This window comes from Hyphobacterium sp. CCMP332 (genome assembly GCF_014323565.1).
Taxonomy (GTDB): Bacteria; Pseudomonadota; Alphaproteobacteria; order Caulobacterales; family Maricaulaceae; genus Hyphobacterium.
This window is the reverse complement of the sequence record NZ_CP058669.1, coordinates 1,761,698-1,780,746: the sequence shown is the minus strand read 5'-3', so window position 1 is coordinate 1,780,746 and position 19,049 is coordinate 1,761,698. Positions and strand designations below refer to the sequence as shown.

Genomic DNA, 19,049 nt, shown 5'->3' with positions numbered 1-19,049 from the left:
AGAAGAATGGCTGAACCACAGACATATGACGACGACTTCCTGGACGAGGACGATTTCCTTGATCCGGCTGAAGTGGAGCGCCGCCTTCTGAGCGACAGCGCGAATGAGGGCTATGAAGAATTCGGTGATCTGGATGGCTTCAGCGACGGCGGTGATGCGCAGCGTCCGTTCGGATCGCGCGCGGCGGCAGCGCCGAAAGTGCCGGTGACGGCGCCCGAAGATGATTGGGCCGAAGCCGACGCGTATGTGGCAGAGCCGGTCTCTGACCCGACATCCGGCTTTGACGGCTTTGAGCCTGAGGGCTATGCGCCCCAAACCATCGACCCGCTGGTCGGTGAGATCGATGATGACATCCCGGACCAGCCTATTCCCCGGATCACCATCCATGCCTTCTGCGAACGCCCGGAAAGCGGTGCGCTGGTGCACAATGCCGCCAATGACCGCCGCCTGTCCAAAACCCATGTCGAAGTGGAGCTGGGCGGACTACCAGCGGCGATCAACCGGTTTGCGACCCAGTCGACGCCGGATCTCCTGATCATCGAATCGGGGATGCGCGGGCAAGGCCTGTTTGACCAGCTGGAAGAACTGGCCGGATTCTGTGATCCGGGCACGAAAGTCATCATTATCGGAGCCGCCAACGACATTTCGCTCTATCGCGAGCTGATGAAGCGCGGCGTGAGCGAATACCTCGTGCCGCCAATGTCTCCGCTGCATCTGATCCGCACGATTTCCGGTCTCTATCTTGATCCGGAAGCGCCGTTTGCGGGCAAGACGATTGCCTTTATCGGTGCCAAGGGCGGCGTCGGGGCTTCCACCGTCGCGCACAATACGGCCTGGTGCATATCGGAAAATTCGCATGCCGATTGTGTGCTGGTGGATATGGACTTGTCGTTCGGCACGGCCGGGCTCGATTTCAATCAGGACCCGGCGCAGACGCTGGGCGATGCGCTGAGCGATCCGGATCGCCTCGATGATGCACTGCTGGACCGGCTTCTGGTGCGCTGCACGGAACGCCTGTCGCTGTTTTCTGCGCCGGCGACGCTCGACAAGGACTGGGATTTCGGTCCTGAAGCCTACGAGGCTGTGCTCGACAAGATCCGCCGTCAGGCCCCGTTTATCACGCTGGACCTGCCGCATACCTGGACGCCCTGGGTGAAGCACACGATTCTGGGGGCCGATCAGGTGGTGGTCACGGTTACACCGGAACTGGCCTCCCTTCGGAATGCCAAGAATCTGTTCGATCTGATCCATGCCTCGCGCCCGAATGACGAACCGCCGAAAGTGGTGATCAATATGGCGGGGATTGCCAAACGCCCGGAAATTCCGGTCAAGGATTTTGCCGAGGCGCTGGGCGTTCAACCCGCTCTGGTCCTGCCATTCGAGCCGCAACTCTTCGGCAAGGCCGCCAATGACGGGCAGATGATTGCCGAGGTCGATCCGAAATCGAAAGCCGCCGAAGGCTTCTCGCATCTGGCTGCCATGTTGTCCGGCCGTGCAGCTGCCCCTCAAAAGAAAGGTCTTTTCGGAGGCCTGTTTGGAAAGTGATCTGAGCCATGTTCGGTAAGCGCGACGCCACAGCGCCCAGACCTGACCCGAAGCCGGCCCCCGTGCCGGCTTCTGCTGCGCCTGCCAGCCGCCCGGCTGCGCGTGCAGAGGCTCCCGCACAATCTGCGCCCAAACCAGCGGCCAAGCCCGCCGCGGTGACCGGACCGAAGCCGGCCCCGAAGGTCAAGCCGGTGGCGACGACCGCCGATACGCAACGGACTGACGAGTATTACGCCACCAAAACGACGATCTTCAATGCGCTGATCGATACGATTGATCTGGGCGCGCTGGCGCAGCTCGACAATGAGACAGCCGCCGAGGAAATCCGCGATATCGTCACCGAGATCATCTCGATCAAGAATGTTGCGATGTCGATTGCCGAGCAGGAACGCCTGCTCCAGGACATCTGCAATGACGTGCTGGGCTATGGACCGCTGGAGCCCTTGCTGGCGCGCGATGATATTGCCGACATCATGGTCAATGGCGCGGGCGATGTGTTTATCGAAGTCGCGGGCCGCGTTGAAAAAACCAATATCCGTTTCCGCGACAATGGCCAGCTGATGAATATCTGTCAGCGGATTGTGAGCCAGGTCGGCCGCCGTGTGGATGAAGCCAGCCCGATTTGTGATGCGCGTCTCGCCGACGGTTCGCGGGTCAATGTGATCGCGCCGCCTCTGGCGCTGGACGGGCCGACACTGACCATCCGGAAGTTCAAGAAAGACAAGCTGCGTATGCAGGATCTGGTCGATTTCAACTCGATCACTCCGGAAGGCGCGAAAGTGCTGTCGATCATCGGCACATCCCGTTGTAATGTTCTGATCTCCGGCGGTACGGGTTCCGGCAAGACCACGCTGCTCAACTGTCTGACCGCTTTCATCGGCGAAGAAGAGCGCATCATTACCTGCGAAGATGCCGCCGAATTGCAATTGCAGCAGCCGCATGTCGTGCGTCTGGAAACGCGCCCGAAAAACCTCGAGGGCTCCGGCGAAGTCACCATGCGTGATCTGGTCAAGAACTGCCTGCGGATGCGTCCGGAGCGGATCATCGTGGGTGAGGTGCGCGGACCGGAAGCCTTTGACCTGTTGCAGGCGATGAATACGGGCCATGACGGCTCGATGGGCACGTTGCACGCCAACAGCCCGCGCGAAGGTCTGTCGCGTATTGAATCGATGATCACGATGGGCGGCTACAGCCTGCCGTCCAAGACCATCCGTGAAATGATTGCGGGTTCCATTGATGTGGTCATCCAGGCCTCGCGGATGCGCGATGGCTCACGGAAAATCACGCACATCACCGAGGTGATGGGCATGGAGGGCGATGTCATCGTGACCCAGGACCTCTTCGTCTACGAGATGGAGGGCGAGGATGCGGACGGCAAGATTATCGGCAAGCATAAATCCACCGGCATTGCGCGTCCGCGTTTCTGGGACCGCGCCCGCTATTATGGTCTCGAACGCGAGCTCGCCGCCGCGCTCGATGCGTCGGAGGGCTAGTCATGCAAGGACAATTACCGCTCCTGTTTGCTGCCGTCGCCGCGTTCATTGCCGTGGGCGGTGTCGGCTGGGTTGTGGCCGGTGCGCTGGGTGATGGTCAGAAATCGGCGCGCCGCAAGGCGGTTGTGTCCAGCTCCGGTCCGCGAAAGGCGCGCGCCCAGCAGGCGGACAATACAATTCAGCGCCGCAAGCAGGTCCAGGATTCCCTGAAGGAAATCGAGGACAAGCAGAAAAGCGCGAAGAAAAAATCCCTGACCCTGAAATCCCAGATCGAGCAAGCGGGCTTCAGCTTTTCGCCGCGCGCCTTCTGGATTGCATCGGGTGTGCTGGCGATCGTCGGTTTTCTCGGCGCGCTGCTGACCGGGCAGAGTCTGTTGATTTCGGCGGGGCTGTCGATTGCGGCGGGGCTGGGCCTGCCGCGCTGGTTTCTGGGCATGCGCCGTTCCGGACGGCAGAAGAAATTCACCGGCGAATTTGCCAATGCGCTCGACATCATCGTGCGCGGCATCAAGTCCGGCCTGCCATTGAATGAGTGTATCAAGGTGATTGCGCGGGAATCTGCGGAACCGGTGGCCTCCGAGTTCAAAAAGCTGGTGGAAGCACAGGCTGTGGGCGTCACGCTCGAAGACGGCATCAAGAAGATGGTGACGCGCATGCCGTTGCCGGAGCTGAATTTCTTCGCCACCGTGCTGACCATTCAGGCCAAGACGGGCGGCAATCTGGCGGAAGCGCTGGGCAATCTGTCGGCTGTTCTGCGTGCCCGCAAGATGATGCGCGAGAAGATTGGCGCGCTGTCATCGGAAGCCAAGGCATCGTCCATGATCATTGGTGCGCTGCCGCCGGGCGTGCTCGCCATCGTCTATTTCACGACGCCCTCCTACATGACCGCCATGTTCGTTGAACCCAAGGGCCAGCTCATGCTGCTGGGCGGCGGGATCTGGATGGGCCTCGGTATTCTGATGATGCGCGGCATGATCAACTTCAAGCATTAGGGGGCGGCCATGAACATGCAGGACATAGCCGAACTCGTCACCAACCCGCAGTTTCTGTGGTCGGTCATTGCGGCGATTGCCGTGTTTGCGACCGTGGTCACGCTGACCTCGCCCATGATGGGTCAGAACAAGCTGGAAAACCGCATCAAGGGTGTTCAGAACCGCAAGGAAGAGCTGCGCCGCAAGTCGCGCGAAGCCATGGAAGAGGCGCATGCCTCCAAATTGCGGGGCAAGGAAGACAAGAGTCTCGCCAGGACGATTGTGCAAAGCCTGAACCTGCAAAAGCTGTTTGAAGATCCCGACCTCAAGGACAAGCTGACTCAGGCGGGTTTCCGCGGCAACGGGCCGGTGATGACCTTTTATTTCTTCCGCCTGGCGGCACCGATCCTGCTGTTCGGCGGGGCGGCGTTCTATGTTTTCTTCGTCAATGATTTCGGCCTCCCGACGATTACGCGCTGGTGCGTCGCTGCCGGCATCGGCATGGCGGGTTATTATGCGCCGAACCTCTATCTGACGAATGCTGCCGCCAAGCGCCAGCAATCCATCATGATGGCCTTTCCAGACGGTCTGGACCTTCTGCTGATCTGCGTCGAGGCGGGGATGTCGATCGAAGCGGCTTTCCAGAAAGTTTCCGGCGAAGTCGGCGCGCAGTCGATCGAACTTGCCGAGGAATTGTCTCTGACGACGGCCGAATTGTCCTATCTGCAGGACCGGCGCACAGCCTATGAAAACCTGGCCAAGCGTACCAATCATCCCGGGGTGAAATCGGTGGCGACCGCGCTGATCCAGGCGGAACGCTACGGGACGCCGCTGGGGCAGGCACTGCGCGTCATGGCCAAGGAAAACCGGGATATGCGGCTGGCCAATGCCGAGAAGAAGGCGGCGGCCCTGCCGGCCAAGCTGACCGTTCCGATGATTGTCTTCTTCCTGCCGGTGCTTTTCGTGGTCATTCTCGGCCCGGCCATCATGCGTTATCAGTCGATGTAGGATTCGCCTGTCTGGCGTTCACTCTCGCCAAGACATCGTCCTGCCGCTAAAACCTCCCCATGTTAGGCCGCAGAAACAGTGAAGAGCGGGCGCAATCGAATCTGATTGCCAGCCGCGCCAGTGAGGCCGCGCTCAAGGCGCTGGTCGGCGGTGATGTGGCGCGTGCCCGTGACGAGCTGACAGCGGTGCCCAAGCGCGTCGAATTTGCCGAAACCGGCTGGAAAGTGGCGCTGGTGATGGCACTGACGGATCTGTCGGCCGGCAAGCGGAAGAATGGCCTCAATCAGTTGATCAAGGTTTTCGAGCGTCTGGACGACACCAGTCTTTCGAAAGACGACAAGGGCTATCTGCGCCTGTATGCGCTCTATCGCGCCATCGAGAATACCCGCGACGGGCGTCCGCCTTCGGCCTTGCGCGATCATGCCGAGAATTTCCGCTTTGATACGACGCTGGTGGATCCGTCCCTGAAAGGGCTCTTCCCGCTCAAGCGTGTGGAGGAAAAGCCGGACGATGTGCCACCGCCGCCGTTTCCGGCGGGTATGGGCTCAACGGAAATCTGATTTCAATCAGCGCGCGCCGCTATCGTCGCGAATGGCATCCCAGCGGCGGCCACTGGTCAGCATGGCGCGAACATAAGCCATATTGGCCTCGGCCGTTTGCGGGCTGACATCGACGCGGGCCATGGCTTCCGCCTCATCGAAACGGCCTTGCAGGGCAATCACCAGCGCCAGATTCTGGCGCACCGTTGCGGCAGCGGTCGGACGCGCCATGGCTTCACGCAACAGCCGTTCGGCCTGCGCGGCGTCGCCATCAAAGGCATAGGACAGCGCGAGATTTGACATGATGGAGGGCTCGCCGGGCGCGAGCTGCAGGGCTTCAATATATTTCTGCCGCGATTGCTGGCGCAGGCCGGCCTGCTCATAGGCCACGCCGAGAATATTCATGACATGCCAGTCATCGGGCCGCGCAGTGGTCACGCGGGTCAGCGATTCAATGGCCGCGGCACCGCGCCCGGCATCGGTCAAAGCGGTGCCGTACGCCAGCTGAAGGTCGATATCCTGCGGGAAAAGCGCCATGGATTGACGTGCCACGGCAGCGGCGCGCTGGGTCTGTCCCAGATTGCGCAGGACGCGGGACAGCTCGACCGCCGCTTCCCGGTCGCCCGGGTTGAGCTCGTGGGCCTCGGCCCAGAAAGCGGCCTGTGTCAGCAAGTCCTGGCTGCGGATGGCTTCGCGCTCGGCGGCACTGGCCGGAACAATGGAGGCGCGCTGCGTCAGATCATCAGCGAGCGCCTGCTCCTGATCTGTCCGCGCTGTCGCGCAAGCTGTCAGCAGCGAGATGGAGGCCATCAGCGTGATTTTCGTCAGGGTCCGCATGGGCGAAGTCCTTTACCGTCAGAATCAGAGGTTTACTCTTCCCTGCGCCGGTCAAGATTGCGTTAATCTGTTCCGGCGGTTTGTTTGTACGTAGAAATTTTCCGGAGCCTTGCCCGTGACCGACATATTCCCGACCGCTTCTTCGTCCGCCCGCCGCCTTCTGGCCGTAACCGCCAGCCTTGCCGGAGATTTGCCCGCACCGCTGACCGAGGACGGCCGCGCGATTGCTAAAGCCAACGGGTTCAAGGGCGATGCGGGGCACATTGTCCTGATGCCCGAGAGCGCCGGTGTCGATGCGATTATCGGCCTCGGGAATGGCACGGATGCCTTTGCGCTCGGCGATGCGGCCAAGACGCTGTCTGAGGGCGACTGGACGTTGACGGGCGATCTGGGAGAGATCGATCCGACGCTGGCGATGGTCGCGTTCGGTGCCGGGGGCTATCAGTTCACACGCTATAAAAAGCCCTCGCGGAAACCCGCCCGCCTGACACCGGTTGAGGGCGCGGATGCGGATGAGGCAACGCGGGTAGTGCGTTCCATCTGGCTGGCGCGCGATCTGGTCAACACACCTGCCGGGGATATGGATCCGGACGGATTACAGGCCGAAGCCGTGAAGCTGGCCAAGGCCTTCGGGGCGACAGTCCACGTCACAGCGGGCGATGACCTCCTGAAAGAGCGCTATGGCATGCTTCACGCCGTGGGCCGGGCAGCGCACAGCGCGCCGCGGCTGATCGAGCTGGAATGGGGTGATACGTCCCATCCGCGTCTTGCGATTGTCGGCAAGGGCATCACGTTTGATTCCGGCGGGCTGGATATCAAACCTGCTGCCGGCATGCGCCTGATGAAGAAGGATATGGGCGGCGCGGCAAATGCCATGGCATTGGCGCGCCTGATCATGGATGCGAAATTGCCGGTGCGCTTGCATCTGCTGGTCGCTGCCGCCGAGAATGCGATCAGCGCCGGTGCCTTCCGCCCGGGCGATATATTGACCTCGCGGCTGGGTCTGACGGTCGAGATCGACAATACCGATGCGGAAGGACGTCTGGTGCTGGGCGATGCTCTGGCCAAGGCAGTCGAGGACAAACCCGATCTGATCCTGGATTTTGCGACGCTGACCGGTGCGGCGCGCGTGGCGCTGGGGCCGGATCTTGCGCCCTTCTATACCGATGACGAAAAACTCGCCGATGCGCTGAGCAAGGGCGGGGCGAAAGTCGCTGATCCGCTCTGGCGGATGCCGTTATGGGATGGTTATGACAATCAGCTCGACGGGGCGATTTCCGACCTCAAGAATACCGGTGATAACGGGTTTGCGGGGTCGATCACCGCAGCACTCTTCCTGCGCCGTTTCACCGGTGATTGCCGCTGGTGCCATTTTGACATCTTTGCCTGGAATCCGAAAGATCGTCCGGGGCGTCCGGCAGGCGGTGAAATGCTCGGCTCCCGTGCGGCCTGGGAAGCGCTGAAAACCCTGTATGGACAATAGATGACGCACAAGAATTTGCTTCCGGCGCGCGGCGACCTCGCCGCGGCGCATCTGAAAGGCCAGGTCAAGGCCGATCGCTTTGTCGAGCCGGTCGATATGCAGGTGACGGCCTGTGTCACGGCGATCCGGCGTGAACCGCGCGATGATGGCGCGATGGAGACGCAGACCCTGTTTGGTGAAGTGTTTGCGGTGCTGGAAGAAAAAGACGGCTGGGCATGGGGGTTTTCCCGGCATGACGGCTATGTCGGCCATGTCGATATGGCGGCCCTGTCCTCGCCGGTGTCCCGGCCGACACATCGGGTGTCTGCCTTGCGGACCTACCTGTTTTCGGAACCCGATCTCAAATCAGCCGCTTATGGCCTGTTGTCGATGAATGCCAAGATCACCGCCGGCGACACACACGGCCGGTTCGTTTCGGCAAATGGCCGGGGCTGGGTGTTTGAAGGGCATATCGTTCCGGCAGACCATGCGGCGCCCGACTTTGTCAGTGCAGCAGAGCGGTTTCTGGGAGCCCCCTATCAATGGGGCGGCAAGGAGAGCCTGGGGCTGGATTGCTCGGGGCTGGTGCAGACGTCGCTCGAAGCGGCTGGAATAGCCGTGCTGCGCGATACCCGTATGCAGGAAGCCGAATTTGCCGAACGGTTCACGGTCATAGCGGCCGATGCGCCGCTTTTGCGCGGCGACATCATCTTCTGGGCCGGACATGTGGGCATCATGGTGGATGCAACAAACATCCTCCACGCCAATGCCCATTTCATGGAAACAGTGATCGAGCCGTTATCAGAAACGACACGGCGAGCCGTTGATAACGACTCGCCTGTCACAACTGTTATCCGGTTGAGAGACTAGTTGCCGCCGTCTTCGGGGGCTTCTTCCGGCATTTCGCCGTCGCCGGCCTGATCGTCAATGACCGTTTCGCCGGCGTCTTCCAGCGCCTGAATCTGGTCTTCGATATCGTCTGCCGTTTCAGCCATTTCGCCTTCAGCGGTGTCCATCATATCGCCGCCTGCTGCCATATCCTCTTCGGTTTCCGCTGGCGCCGGGGCCGGGAAGGGAACCGGATTATCGGACAGGGTCTGCAGATAGGCCAGCAGATCGGCGCGGTCTTCGTCATTGCGGATACCGGCAAAGGCCATCGCTGTGCCCGGAACGTCCGCGCGCGGGTTCTCGATGAATGAGTCGAGGGCTTCATAGGTCCAGGGACCATGAGCGCTCATTTCGGCGGTGTAGGAAAAACCGGGATATGTGCCGGCTTCGCGGCCGACCACATTCCAGAGATTCGGCCCTTGCAGATTGCCGGCATCCGGGGCTGCATTGTGGCAGGAGACACAGCGGCGGAAAGTCCGTTCGCCGGACGATGCATCGGCCACAGCGAGCAAGGCGCCCAGATCCACGACCTCTTCCACGACCGGGCCAGAACCACCCGTGCCGCCCATGACCGCTTCAAGATCAATCGGATAGGCCAGCGAGGCGTGGTCTTCACCACCCTGTTCGTCAGGGAAAACAATGTCCCCGACAACGCCGATGACCATGACCATCAAAACGAGGCCGATAACTGCGGCGGCTACTTTGTTCCAGAAGAGATCACCCATGCTGGTCCCCAAAAGTCTGACAATTCGGCGGTGTTTGGCACGCAGAAAGCGGCCAATCAACCAATTGATGTTGTCCGTCACTTACCGGTCAGATGCGGTCTCGTCCAGTGGCGCATCGTCGCGGGGCGCACGTTCTGCAGGAAAGCTGGATATTTGCCATTTTTCAGCCTACATTTGCGGCTTAACAGCACTTTCGCAATTCTGATGGCATCAGGCTTGCAAAAGTTTTTGAGGGCTCACTTTGCATTCGGCCAACAGCTGGCCGGCCAGCAATCGAATATCCAGTTTCCCATGAAAGGGCATATCATGTTGCGTACACTTGTTTCTGCTTCCGCACTGGCGCTTGCCGCTGCCTCTGCTTCCTTCGCCGGTCAGGGCAATTTCACCTATGGAATCGGCTATTCGACCGTCAATGTCACCGACTCCACCGCCAGTGTTGACGTCGGTGCGGTCACGCTTCGCGGCGACTATCAGTTTACCCGGCACTTCGGTTTCGAAGGCCAGGTGGACTTTGGTGTCAGCGATGACACGATCATCGTGGCGAATACACCGGTCGACGTCGAACTGAATTATGCCATTTCGGGCTTCGTGATTGCGCGCGCTCCGGTTTCTGAAAACGCCAACCTGTTTGCGCGGGTCGGTTATGCGACCGCTGATGTGGGCGCGTCTGTGCCGGGCGTTTCCATTACGGACAGCCTCGACGGCTTCGGCTTTGGCGTTGGCGGCGAGTATTTCTTCGACGCCCGCAACGGTTTCCGTGTCGATTACACCAATTATGACTTCGGCAATTCCGACGCAAACGTCTACGGCATCACTTACGTGCGCCGCTTTGGCGGTGGCCGGTAATCCGGCCTGATCGCCATTTATTGACGATTGAAGGACGGCCGCGCTGATATCAGCGCGGCCGTTTTCACGTTCATCCCCGCGCTGCCCACACTTCCAGCAGGCGCCGGGCAATGGCGATTTTCGGCGGCAGATCAACCTCGTTATGTGTGCCGGACAACATCTCTTGAACCTCGTCGCGCGAGAACCAGCGCACGGCTTCCATTTCATATTCATCAATCGTGATGCCGACCGTTACGGCCTCGATGATCAGACCGATCATCAGCGATGAGGGAAAGGGCCAGGGCTGGTCACAGACAATTTCCGCGGTCGATGGATCGCACTGGATGCCGGCCTCCTCCCGGATTTCGCGCGCGCAGGCATCGGCAATGGTCTCTCCGGGCTCTATGAAGCCGGCGAGCGCTGACCACATTCGCTCCGGCCAGGATTCCTGACGGCCCAAAAGGCACCAGTCATCCTTGACGACCAGCATGATGGCGACCGGATCAATGCGCGGAAAGTGTTCGGTCTCACAGTCGGGGCAGGTGCGTTTGCGGCCGGCCTCGGTCTGCTGCGTCTCGGCGCCGCAATTGGAACAGAAGCGGTGCTTGCGCCGCCATTCGATCAGCGACCGGGCCTGCGCCAGAATCCCGCTTTCCTCGACGGAAACTCTCATGCCCGCGGAACGTGTGTCGGTGAATTCCGGCAGGCCGGGCGTTTCCGCGTCCGGTAACAGATCGACGGCATAAAGAGGGGCACCATTTTCCAGCCCGAGCAATATGGGATCAGCGGCCTGGGTCATGTTGACGGTCTTCGAATAAGGCCATCGTAAAAGCGCGTTGCCGTCGAGGGCCGGGTCACCTCTGAGGAACAATACCGCCTGCGCGCTGGTATGTTTTTCGAGCGCTTTCAGGGCGACGGCATCGCGCCGGATTTCGTCTGCCCGGTCGAGCGGCGACAAACAGAAGGCCAATGGCGGCAGATGATTCATGTGATAATCCACGGTTCGTTGTCTGCCCGTATATGTGACAGACCCGGCGTCACGTAAACCGTTGAACCCGAGCAGCTAAAATCGAAGGACGTCGAATATGGACCGACAACGGCTCCACCTCATCTATAACCCGATGTCCGGCGCATTTGTCCGGGGTCTCGACATTTCCGCGCTTCGGGATTCGATCCGCGCTGCGGGCTGGACGATTTCCGCCGAGACAAAACTGGAAACGGACGAACTGCCGGATCGGGCGGTCTTCAAGGATTCCGGTGAGGATGCGATCGCGATTGCCGGAGGGGATGGCACGCTTATGTCGGTGCTGAATCAGCTGGCCGGACTGGACGGCGTTCCACCCGCGTTGATCCTGCCCTGTGGCACCGCGAACCTTCTGGCTCGTCACATTCACGAAACGATCGATATCGACGCCATTCTGGGCGGGGCCCGAAGCGCCGAGGCGCGGTGCCTGCCGCTGGGCGAGGCCAATGGTCACCTGTTTGCGGTGGCGTTTGCAGAAGGCGGTCGAGGCACATGCCTCCCGGAATTTCTGCAATGATCAGGTCCAGATCGAAAGTTTCAATTCCGCCCGGGGCGTGCAATTTCGATGGGACTGGTCTTTGGGTGTCGTCTCCGCGCGGCATCTGAACGCCCCCCTTGAGGCACTGGCGCAGGCGCGGGCACCGCGCGTATCCTGACGGCCCACCATCCCATCCTCTCTCCACTGGAAAACCGGGGCCGGGCCCGCACACGGCGCGCGCCGCGGTTTGCGCAAAAGATTGCCGACACGGCTGACCTCGTTCTGACCGGACATCTGCACCAGCATTTTGCCTGCCCCGTCCGGTCTGGTGAGTGCACCAGCTGGTTTGTCGGCGCGTCGACCGCTTTTTCCGCGCGTGCGCGGGAAGAAGCGGCCGGCTTCAATCTGATCGATATCCACGAGACGCATTTCAACCTTCTGCAATACAGCGCCGTTGAGCGCGACGCGGGGCTTCGCTTCGAGCCGTCCGGTGAGACACGTCTCGACCGGCGCTAGCGCGACGACCGCGTCAAGATGCCTGTTTCGCAATGCCCGCAGCCGTCGTATGGTTTTGGGATGAGGCTGGTTTTCATTTTGCTGTTTGTTCTTCTGACGCCCGCGGCATGGGCGCAATCGGGTCAATGGACCGGTCCTGGCCGCTCAGGCGCGCTGGACAGTCTTGTCGCGGTGATCGCGGATGCCGGACGCCATGGCCTTCGGCCGGAAGACTATTCTCTGGAGGCTCTGGCCAGCGCTGATGCGTCTCTGGTTTCGGCTGAAACAGACCGGCTCGCCGAGGCCGCTTTCCGGAATTTCGCGCTGGATTTGCTGACCGGCCGCCTCGACCCGCATGCGATAGAGCGGCAATGGCCGTTTGAATATCGCCAGCGGGATGTTGATGCGGCGCTGGCATGGGCCCTTTCAACGGGAGATGTCGCGGCGGTCCTCGCCGGGTTCGAGCCGCAAACGCCCGCTTATCAGGCGCTGATACGCGAGCGGTTATTCTGGCTGAAGCAGTCAGAGTCTGACTGGCCACAAGTGACCACAACCCGTGACCATATGGAGCTGGGCGATGCCGGCGCCGATGTTGATGCCTTGCGCGCCCGTCTGGTGCAGATGGGCCGGTTGCAGCCCCTGTCGCCGATCATGCCGATTGAGGCGATACCCTCTGATTTCGTCAGCATTGACGGCACGCCGCATTTCGACGCCGAAATGCAGACAGCGGTGCGCAATGTGCAAACCCTGGCGCGCATCCATCCCGATGGCATTGCGGGTCCCGGGACGCTGGCCTGGATCAACCGGACTCCCGTTCAGCGCGCCGACACGCTGCGCGCCAATCTGGAACGCTTGCGCTGGTTGCCCGACGAGTTTGGTGCCCGGCACATCGTCGTCAATATACCCGATTTCACGCTTCAGGTGGTGGAGGCGGGCCAGACTGTCCGGCGGCATGATGTGATCGTTGGCCGGGTTTCGCGACCGACGCCGGTCCTGTCCGCCAGGCTGGCCTACATGGTCGTCAATCCCTGGTGGGAAACGCCGCACCGGCTGGCCGTGAATGATGAATTGCCCCTGTTCCGGCGCGACCCGAATGCCGTGGCCCGGCTCGGTTTCCAGATACTGGACCGCGACGGAAATGTGGTGGATGCCGCTACGATTGACTGGCCGACGGTCAGCGCTGCCGCTTTCCCCTATCGGCTGCGGCAGGCACCCGGTCCGCTCAATGCGCTGGGCGTCGTGAAACTGATCTTTCCCAACCCGCACAGTACCTTCCTGCATGATACGCCCGGCCGGCAGAGATTTGACGAAATGCCCCGCGCCCTGTCATCCGGCTGTGTCCGGGTTCGGGATGCCGTCGATCTGGCCCAGTGGGTAGCCGACGCAAGCCTCGCCGAACCGGCGGATATCGCAGCGCTCGTCGAGACGCGGGACGAAGCCCGGCTCAATGTCTCTGAGGAAATTCGTGTTCACTTTCTGTACCTTACCGCTTTTTTGAACGCAGATGGTTCCGTTCGGATGGTGCACGACCTATATGATAAAGACCTTACAATTATTACGTCTATGGATCGATCCTATGAAGATGATCAAACTCGCCTCCGTCGGCCTCGCCCTGACCGTCTCCACTCTGCCCGCGCGCGCAACGGATCTGACGGACATTGCCCCGCCTGACCCTGCCGCCAGCGAGACCGCCGGTTTCGATGCCGGGCGAGTAGGTTTTTCCATTCGCATCAATGACGAGATTGAAGCGGACTATCGAACCTTTGCGACCCTGGTCATGCCGGGTGAACGTGTCAGCCTCTCGTCGAACGAGGCGGTAGCCTTTTCGACTGAAAACGGCCTGGAAACGCTGTCGACGACCGACGCGGTCTGGCAGGCACCGGATACGCCGGGCTATCATGTCATTGAAATCCGCAACAGGGCCGGCGGCCTGATCCGGCTGAATGCCTTTGTGCTGCGGCCGGCCACTGAAATCGAGGCGGGCGTGCTGCAAGGCTATGCCATCGGCCAGTATCCGCAGGAGCCCTATCGGGGCCATGACGCCTATCTGCCGCCGGCGGGTTTCATCGAAGTGCCGCCGGAATTGCATGACCTGCCGATCTCGCCCCATTTCACCCTGGGCCAGTTCCTCTGCAAGCAGGAGGGCGGACCGGTGCGCTATGCCGTCGTGCGTGAACGCCTTCTATTGAAGCTGGAACGCCTCCTGGAAGAAGTGAATGCGCATGGCTGGCGGACGGACGGCTTTGTCGTGATGAGCGGCTATCGCACGCCGGTCTATAATGCCGGGATCGGCAATGGCCGCTATTCGCGCCATGTCTATGGCGGGGCCGCCGATATCTATATCGACGAGGATGGCGACGGCATTATGGACGATCTCAACCGGGACGGTGTCCTCGATCGGCAGGATGCGGCGGCGCTGTATGACTTTATCGACCGTATGCTGACGCGCCCGGACTGGACGGATTTCCATGGCGGGCTGGGCGAATACGGCTCGACATCCGCGCACGGTCCCTTTGTCCATGTCGACGAGCGCGGCTGGAATGCGCGCTGGGGCCGTTCCTGATTCTACGTCTGCTGTTGCGACTCATTCGCAATTAAGTTAGTTTGCTCTCGCTCACGTCAAACGAGCCGGGAGGAAAACGTGTCAGGTCAGATTCAAGCGGATGGACTGTCGGCTGCGGTAGACAATCGGGCGCAAGCCGCAACCGAACTGGCGGTTCGCGACTGGCTGGAAACGCAGGCGCGTATCGCCAGCTATTGGCGCGATCTGCTGGTCGATCGCAATGGTGACATTGATCTGATCGAAGCCCTCGATGCGCATGAGACCTTCCTGCGGTCGGCTGCGGGCTGATACCCCTCCGACTTTTGCGGTCTTTGGTCGGCTTGTGATAGGATTCCTCAAAATAGGGGAGTTGCCTATGAGATCGGTCCATTCAGCCCTGCTTGCGGCTGTCATGACGGCCAGTGCGGCGATGGCGCAAACATCTGTTTCGCAAGCGGAAAACGGCGTCGACGCCTGTCCGGCCTTTGATGTCATCCAGCAACGCCTTCTGGAGGTCGTGCGCGGCGTGTCCTTCGAGGGCAGCGAAGAAGTTGCGCCTGAGGGGGAAGGGCCGGTGGCGGTGCAGTTCATTCTCGATGCATCCGGATCCATGGCTGGAGATGCCGGCGGCCGTTCCAAGATGGATGTGGCCCGCACCGCTTTCATCAATGCGTTGGATGTGATCGAGGCGGCGAACATCGCGGCGTCGCTTCGTGCCTATGGCTTTGATGCCAGCGTCGAACATACCGCCGAAGCCTCCTGCCCGAACACGCAGCAACTGACGGATTTTCTGAGCGATGATCTCGGCGCTTTGCGCGATGCGGCTTCGGGCCTGTCACCCTATGGATATACGCCGATTGCCGCGAGCCTGGAGGCGGCGGCCGCAGACCTTGAAGCGATTGAAGCGAGGGAGCGATTGATCGTTCTCCTCTCTGACGGGGAGGAGACCTGCAGTGGCGATCCGGTGGCGGCAGCCGCCGCTCTGCGGGCCGAAAACATAAACGTTTCCGCCTACGTGGTCGGTTTTGATCTTGATCCAGCACAGGAAGCACAGATGCGCGCCGTCGCGGAAGCCGCGGGCGGCCGGTATATCCCGGCTCCGGATGGCGATGCGCTTGCCGATGCAATGCGGGAAGTGGCGGGCATGACGGTCAGTCGTTCGTCGCGCGAACTGATCCGCTGTGAAAACCCGGTGCAGGGCGGATTGTCGCCTGAATCCGCCGTTCTGCTCGAACCCGGCATCTACACGATTGGCGAGCTCGTCCCCGAGGGAGAGTATCGCTATTTCCGGGTCGACACGGATGAAGGCGAGATGGGTGTCGTGCGCGGCCTGTTGCAAAGCTATGCGTATTCCGGCGACGGTGAGGATGCGGTGGAAACGCAAGCCTCGCTGGGCGCGATGACGATCCGGATGCTGGGGCCGGACGGGGAGCGGGCCGGGTCCGGCTTCCCGCGCGAACGCAATCTGCCGGGCGAGAGCCTGGTCGGCTATTATGTCGATACGACGGGCAATGGATTCATTATCGGCGTCGGCGATAATTATGAAACCGTCACGCCGCTGAGCCTGTTCGAAATTGCCATCGAGGATGCCTCGGATACCGGTGGCGGTGACGCCGATTCCGAACGCGACGGTGACTATCCCGAGCTCGCCGCTGGCGAGACGGGCAACGGCCTCGTCGGCCATGATGATCTGACAGATCTCTGGCGCATTGAAGTGACAGGGCGTGTTGATCTGACCGTGACTCTTGAAAGCGATGACATGCGCTACGGGATTATCGTTTATGATGCGGAGACGGGACGTCGCATTCAGCGCGAACGGCCTGATCCGGGAAGCCATGAATTCACGGTTGAGGCAGCCGCGCCCTTCATCGTCGAAATCTCTACACAGGAGCCGCGTCTGGCATCGCGTCACAGCCGCTATGAGCTCCGTGTGACTCCCGGCTGAGTCGCAAGCCTTGTCATGCGGCATCCAACGTCCGATATTGGTCAGTGGAAGATCGGCGCGGACGGACGCCTCGCCAACCCGGTCAGGTCCGGAAGGAAGCAGCCGTAACGAGTTTTGCTCCGGGTCGCTGTCCGGTCTTCCACTTACCTCCGGAATCAGCCCAGAAAGTGGCCATGGACGACGCTCCCGAACCAATGACGGACACCGATCCGGGCCCGTCTCTGGGGCTCGACGTCGCGGAGTCCGGCGCTGGCTATCAGGTGCTGGCCCGCAAATACCGCCCGCTGCGTTTTGAGGAGCTGATCGGTCAGGACGCCATGGTGCGGACGCTGACTAATGCGTTCAAGTCGGGCCGGATTGCCCATGCCTACATGCTGACCGGTGTGCGCGGTGTCGGTAAAACGACGACGGCGCGGCTGATTGCGCGTGCGCTTAATTACCTCACCGATGACATTGATGGGCCGTCCATCACGCTTGATCCGCCCGGTGTGCATTGCGATGCCATCCAGAAGGGCAGTCATGTCGATGTGATGGAGATGGACGCGGCATCCCGCACCGGTGTCGGGGATATCCGTGAAATTCTCGAAGGCGTGCGCTATGCGCCGGTCTCCGCGCGCTACAAGGTCTATGTGATCGACGAAGTGCACATGCTGTCGAATGCGGCTTTCAATGCGCTTCTGAAAACGCTGGAAGAGCCGCCGCCCCACGTCAAATTCATTTTCGCGACGACCGAAATCCGCAAGGTCCCGGTGACGATCCTGTCGCGCTGTCAGCGGTTTGATCTCAAGCGCGTCGACCGCGACGAACTGGCGAAACACCTTTCCGCCATCTGTGAAAAAGAGGGTGCCGCGGTGGCCGCGGACGGGCTGGCGCTGATTGCCCGCGCCGCCGAAGGCTCGGTGCGCGATGCGCTGTCCCTGCTCGATCAGGCGATTGTACAGGGCGAAGCCTCAGACGGACCTGTGACCGCCTTGCAGATCCGAGACATGCTGGGACTGGCCGACCGCGCGCGCGTGCTTGATCTTCTTGAAGCGGCATTGCAGGGCGACCATGCCAAGGCGCTGGCCGAGATTGCATCGCTCTATGATGCAGGTGGGGATCCGGCCATCATTACCCGTGACTGTCTGGATTATGTGCATGCGCTGACCCGCGTGAAGGCGGCCGGGCCCGATGCCGATCTGGCCGAGGCAAAAGAAACAATTCAGCGGCTCGTTGCCATTGCGGAAAACCTCTCGATTGCGCAACTGACACGGCTCTGGAAAATCCTGCTGGTGGGGCTCGATGATGTGCGCCGTGCGCCGGATCCTCTGACGGCGGCAGAAATGACGCTTCTGCGTCTGGGCTCTGCCGCATCCCTGCCTTCGCCGGAAGATGCGGCCAGACTGTTGCGCGGCGACGAGGGGGCCGCGCCCTCCGCCCCAAAGCCTGAGCCGGCACCGCCGGCCAAAGCGCCGGTCGAGGCCCCTGTTGCGCAGGCCGAAACACCGCCGCCTGCCGTCGAGGATGTCCATGAGGACGCCGTGCCGGTTCCGGATATTCAGGATGCGCCCACATCTCTGGATGCCATGATCGAGGCGATGACGGACCGCGCTGATGCGGCGCTCCGCTCCGATATGATGCGCTTTATTCGTCCGGTGTCGTTCAAGCCGGGGCGGATCGTCTTCGAGCCCGCCGAGCATGCACCGGCTGATCTGGCGCAACGGATTGCCAAACGCCTGCAGGACTGGACCGGGGTGACCTGGGCGGTGATGGCCACACATGACAGCCGCGGCGGTGAAACCATTCGCGAACGGCAGAAGCGGGAAGAGCGCGAACACGCCCAGCAAGTGGCGCGCGATCCGGTTGTGCAGCAGGCGCTGCGGATTTTCCCCGGTGCCGAAATTGTCGAAGTGCGCCGTCCGGCCTCGTCGGAGCCGGATGACACCGTCGAAACCGCAAAGGGCCGATCATGAAAGACCTGATGGGATTGATGAAGCAGGCGCAGGAATTACAGGCCCGTATGCAGGAAGCGCAGGAAAAGCTGGCAGCGGAATCCGTCACCGGCGAATCCGGGGCCGGACTGGTCCGCGTCACCCTGTCGGGCAAGGGCGATATCAAGGATATCCAGCTGGATCCGTCCATACTGGTCGCCAGCGAGAAGGAAGTCGTCGAGGACCTCATCAAGGCGGCCTTCACCAATGCGCGCGGCAAGATTGAAGAGGTCCAGGCGCGGGTGATGAAAGACGCGGCGGGCGGTCTGCCGCTGCCGCCCGGCTTTTCATTTCCGGGATAA

At 61.2% G+C, this 19,049-nt stretch carries 19 protein-coding genes and 1 other RNA gene; 16 read left to right on the top strand and 4 right to left on the bottom strand.

All coding sequences use genetic code 11. The features are described from left to right. Nucleotides 1–6: 6 nt before the first annotated feature. Genes HXX25_RS09100 through HXX25_RS09080 form a run of 5 tightly spaced genes read left to right on the top strand, consistent with a single transcriptional unit; the run spans nt 7 to nt 5,577 of the window. On the top strand, nt 7–1,545 hold the full coding sequence (locus HXX25_RS09100) for an AAA family ATPase (protein WP_187165609.1): 1,539 nt from the start codon (nt 7–9) through the stop codon (nt 1,543–1,545). Nucleotides 1,546–1,553: 8 nt separating this feature from the next. Next, nucleotides 1,554–3,038, top strand: coding sequence for a CpaF family protein (locus HXX25_RS09095; protein WP_187165608.1), 1,485 nt, complete (start codon nt 1,554–1,556; stop codon nt 3,036–3,038). Nucleotides 3,039–3,040: 2 nt separating this feature from the next. Beyond that, a complete protein-coding gene (locus HXX25_RS09090; RefSeq protein ID WP_187165607.1) occupies nt 3,041–4,030 on the top strand; it encodes a type II secretion system F family protein in 990 nt (329 codons plus the stop codon). A gap of 15 nt (nt 4,031–4,045) precedes the next feature. Further along, nucleotides 4,046–5,017: a type II secretion system F family protein gene (locus HXX25_RS09085; protein ID WP_370543766.1), complete on the top strand. Its 972-nt coding sequence runs from the start codon at nt 4,046–4,048 to the stop codon at nt 5,015–5,017. 59 nt (nt 5,018–5,076) lie between these two features. Further along, the gene (locus HXX25_RS09080) at nt 5,077–5,577 is read left to right on the top strand and encodes a hypothetical protein (protein ID WP_187165605.1); all 501 of its coding nucleotides are present in this window, start codon (nt 5,077–5,079) and stop codon (nt 5,575–5,577) included. A gap of 6 nt (nt 5,578–5,583) precedes the next feature. Here the strand turns inward: HXX25_RS09080 and HXX25_RS09075 are convergent, their stop codons facing one another. Further along, nucleotides 5,584–6,393: a tetratricopeptide repeat protein gene (locus HXX25_RS09075; protein ID WP_233346622.1), complete on the bottom strand. Its 810-nt coding sequence runs from the start codon at nt 6,391–6,393 to the stop codon at nt 5,584–5,586. Nucleotides 6,394–6,508: 115 nt separating this feature from the next. On the opposite strand from HXX25_RS09075, the gene HXX25_RS09070 reads away from it, so the two are divergent. Both HXX25_RS09070 and HXX25_RS09065 read left to right on the top strand, forming a co-directional pair. Next, entirely contained in the window at nt 6,509–7,876 is a 1,368-nt protein-coding gene (locus HXX25_RS09070; RefSeq protein ID WP_187165604.1) for a M17 family metallopeptidase, read from the top strand. Next, nucleotides 7,877–8,725, top strand: coding sequence for a C40 family peptidase (locus tag HXX25_RS09065; protein ID WP_187165603.1), 849 nt, complete (start codon nt 7,877–7,879; stop codon nt 8,723–8,725). On the opposite strand, the gene HXX25_RS09060 is transcribed toward HXX25_RS09065, so the two are convergent. Beyond that, nucleotides 8,722–9,468, bottom strand: a complete 747-nt coding sequence (locus HXX25_RS09060; protein ID WP_187165602.1) for a cytochrome c family protein — start codon at nt 9,466–9,468, stop codon at nt 8,722–8,724. The two genes, HXX25_RS09065 and HXX25_RS09060, sit on opposite strands and share 4 nt — an antisense overlap. 306 nt (nt 9,469–9,774) lie before the next feature. Here HXX25_RS09060 and HXX25_RS09055 point away from each other — a divergent pair, with 306 nt between their 5' ends. Then, nucleotides 9,775–10,314, top strand: coding sequence for a porin family protein (locus HXX25_RS09055; RefSeq protein WP_187165601.1), 540 nt, complete (start codon nt 9,775–9,777; stop codon nt 10,312–10,314). 70 nt (nt 10,315–10,384) lie between these two features. Here the strand turns inward: HXX25_RS09055 and nudC are convergent, their stop codons facing one another. Continuing rightward, the gene (nudC, locus tag HXX25_RS09050) at nt 10,385–11,281 is read right to left on the bottom strand and encodes an NAD(+) diphosphatase (protein WP_187165600.1); all 897 of its coding nucleotides are present in this window, start codon (nt 11,279–11,281) and stop codon (nt 10,385–10,387) included. A gap of 97 nt (nt 11,282–11,378) precedes the next feature. Between nudC and HXX25_RS09045 the strand changes: the two genes are divergently transcribed. Further along, complete coding sequence (locus HXX25_RS09045; RefSeq protein ID WP_187165599.1) at nt 11,379–11,834, top strand: diacylglycerol kinase family protein; 456 nt, start codon at nt 11,379–11,381, stop codon at nt 11,832–11,834. Here the strand turns inward: HXX25_RS09045 and HXX25_RS09040 are convergent, their stop codons facing one another. Then, entirely contained in the window at nt 11,835–12,224 is a 390-nt protein-coding gene (locus HXX25_RS09040) for a hypothetical protein (RefSeq protein WP_187165598.1), read from the bottom strand. A gap of 165 nt (nt 12,225–12,389) precedes the next feature. Between HXX25_RS09040 and HXX25_RS09035 the strand changes: the two genes are divergently transcribed. The 7 genes from HXX25_RS09035 (at nt 12,390) to HXX25_RS09005 (ending at nt 19,049) form a co-directional block, all read left to right on the top strand. Beyond that, nucleotides 12,390–13,961, top strand: coding sequence for a murein L,D-transpeptidase (locus tag HXX25_RS09035; protein WP_187165597.1), 1,572 nt, complete (start codon nt 12,390–12,392; stop codon nt 13,959–13,961). Continuing rightward, complete coding sequence (locus tag HXX25_RS09030) at nt 13,867–14,853, top strand: D-Ala-D-Ala carboxypeptidase family metallohydrolase (RefSeq protein ID WP_187165596.1); 987 nt, start codon at nt 13,867–13,869, stop codon at nt 14,851–14,853. Before HXX25_RS09035 ends, HXX25_RS09030 begins: the two co-directional genes overlap by 95 nt. A 78-nt stretch (nt 14,854–14,931) precedes the next feature. Continuing rightward, nucleotides 14,932–15,141, top strand: a complete 210-nt coding sequence (locus HXX25_RS09025; RefSeq protein WP_187165595.1) for a hypothetical protein — start codon at nt 14,932–14,934, stop codon at nt 15,139–15,141. Between the two features lie 67 nt (nt 15,142–15,208). Next, nucleotides 15,209–16,777 carry a VWA domain-containing protein gene (locus HXX25_RS09020; RefSeq protein WP_187165594.1) on the top strand — a complete coding sequence of 523 codons (1,569 nt, stop codon included), beginning with the start codon at nt 15,209–15,211 and terminating at the stop codon, nt 16,775–16,777. Nucleotides 16,778–16,823: 46 nt separating this feature from the next. After that, nucleotides 16,824–16,921, top strand: an RNA gene (ffs, locus tag HXX25_RS09015) — signal recognition particle sRNA small type. A gap of 29 nt (nt 16,922–16,950) precedes the next feature. Continuing rightward, complete coding sequence (locus tag HXX25_RS09010; RefSeq protein WP_187165593.1) at nt 16,951–18,729, top strand: DNA polymerase III subunit gamma/tau; 1,779 nt, start codon at nt 16,951–16,953, stop codon at nt 18,727–18,729. Next, nucleotides 18,726–19,049, top strand: coding sequence for a YbaB/EbfC family nucleoid-associated protein (locus HXX25_RS09005; RefSeq protein ID WP_187165592.1), 324 nt, complete (start codon nt 18,726–18,728; stop codon nt 19,047–19,049). Before HXX25_RS09010 ends, HXX25_RS09005 begins: the two co-directional genes overlap by 4 nt.

Excerpts from the sequence above, each read along its gene's own strand:
- HXX25_RS09100 (WP_187165609.1), top strand. The coding sequence starts at position 7 with ATGGCTGAACCACAGACATATGACGACGACTTCCTGGACGAGGACGAT.
- HXX25_RS09095 (WP_187165608.1), top strand. The coding sequence starts at position 1,554 with ATGTTCGGTAAGCGCGACGCCACAGCGCCCAGACCTGACCCGAAGCCG.
- HXX25_RS09090 (WP_187165607.1), top strand. The coding sequence starts at position 3,041 with ATGCAAGGACAATTACCGCTCCTGTTTGCTGCCGTCGCCGCGTTCATT.
- HXX25_RS09085 (WP_370543766.1), top strand. The coding sequence starts at position 4,046 with ATGCAGGACATAGCCGAACTCGTCACCAACCCGCAGTTTCTGTGGTCG.
- HXX25_RS09080 (WP_187165605.1), top strand. The coding sequence starts at position 5,077 with ATGTTAGGCCGCAGAAACAGTGAAGAGCGGGCGCAATCGAATCTGATT.
- HXX25_RS09075 (WP_233346622.1), bottom strand. The coding sequence starts at position 6,393 with ATGCGGACCCTGACGAAAATCACGCTGATGGCCTCCATCTCGCTGCTG.
- HXX25_RS09065 (WP_187165603.1), top strand. The coding sequence starts at position 7,877 with ATGACGCACAAGAATTTGCTTCCGGCGCGCGGCGACCTCGCCGCGGCG.
- HXX25_RS09060 (WP_187165602.1), bottom strand. The coding sequence starts at position 9,468 with ATGGGTGATCTCTTCTGGAACAAAGTAGCCGCCGCAGTTATCGGCCTC.
- HXX25_RS09055 (WP_187165601.1), top strand. The coding sequence starts at position 9,775 with ATGTTGCGTACACTTGTTTCTGCTTCCGCACTGGCGCTTGCCGCTGCC.
- nudC (WP_187165600.1), bottom strand. The coding sequence starts at position 11,281 with ATGAATCATCTGCCGCCATTGGCCTTCTGTTTGTCGCCGCTCGACCGG.
- HXX25_RS09045 (WP_187165599.1), top strand. The coding sequence starts at position 11,379 with ATGGACCGACAACGGCTCCACCTCATCTATAACCCGATGTCCGGCGCA.
- HXX25_RS09040 (WP_187165598.1), bottom strand. The coding sequence starts at position 12,224 with ATGCGTCTCGTGGATATCGATCAGATTGAAGCCGGCCGCTTCTTCCCG.
- HXX25_RS09030 (WP_187165596.1), top strand. The coding sequence starts at position 13,867 with ATGAAGATGATCAAACTCGCCTCCGTCGGCCTCGCCCTGACCGTCTCC.
- HXX25_RS09020 (WP_187165594.1), top strand. The coding sequence starts at position 15,209 with ATGAGATCGGTCCATTCAGCCCTGCTTGCGGCTGTCATGACGGCCAGT.
- HXX25_RS09010 (WP_187165593.1), top strand. The coding sequence starts at position 16,951 with ATGGACGACGCTCCCGAACCAATGACGGACACCGATCCGGGCCCGTCT.
- HXX25_RS09005 (WP_187165592.1), top strand. The coding sequence starts at position 18,726 with ATGAAAGACCTGATGGGATTGATGAAGCAGGCGCAGGAATTACAGGCC.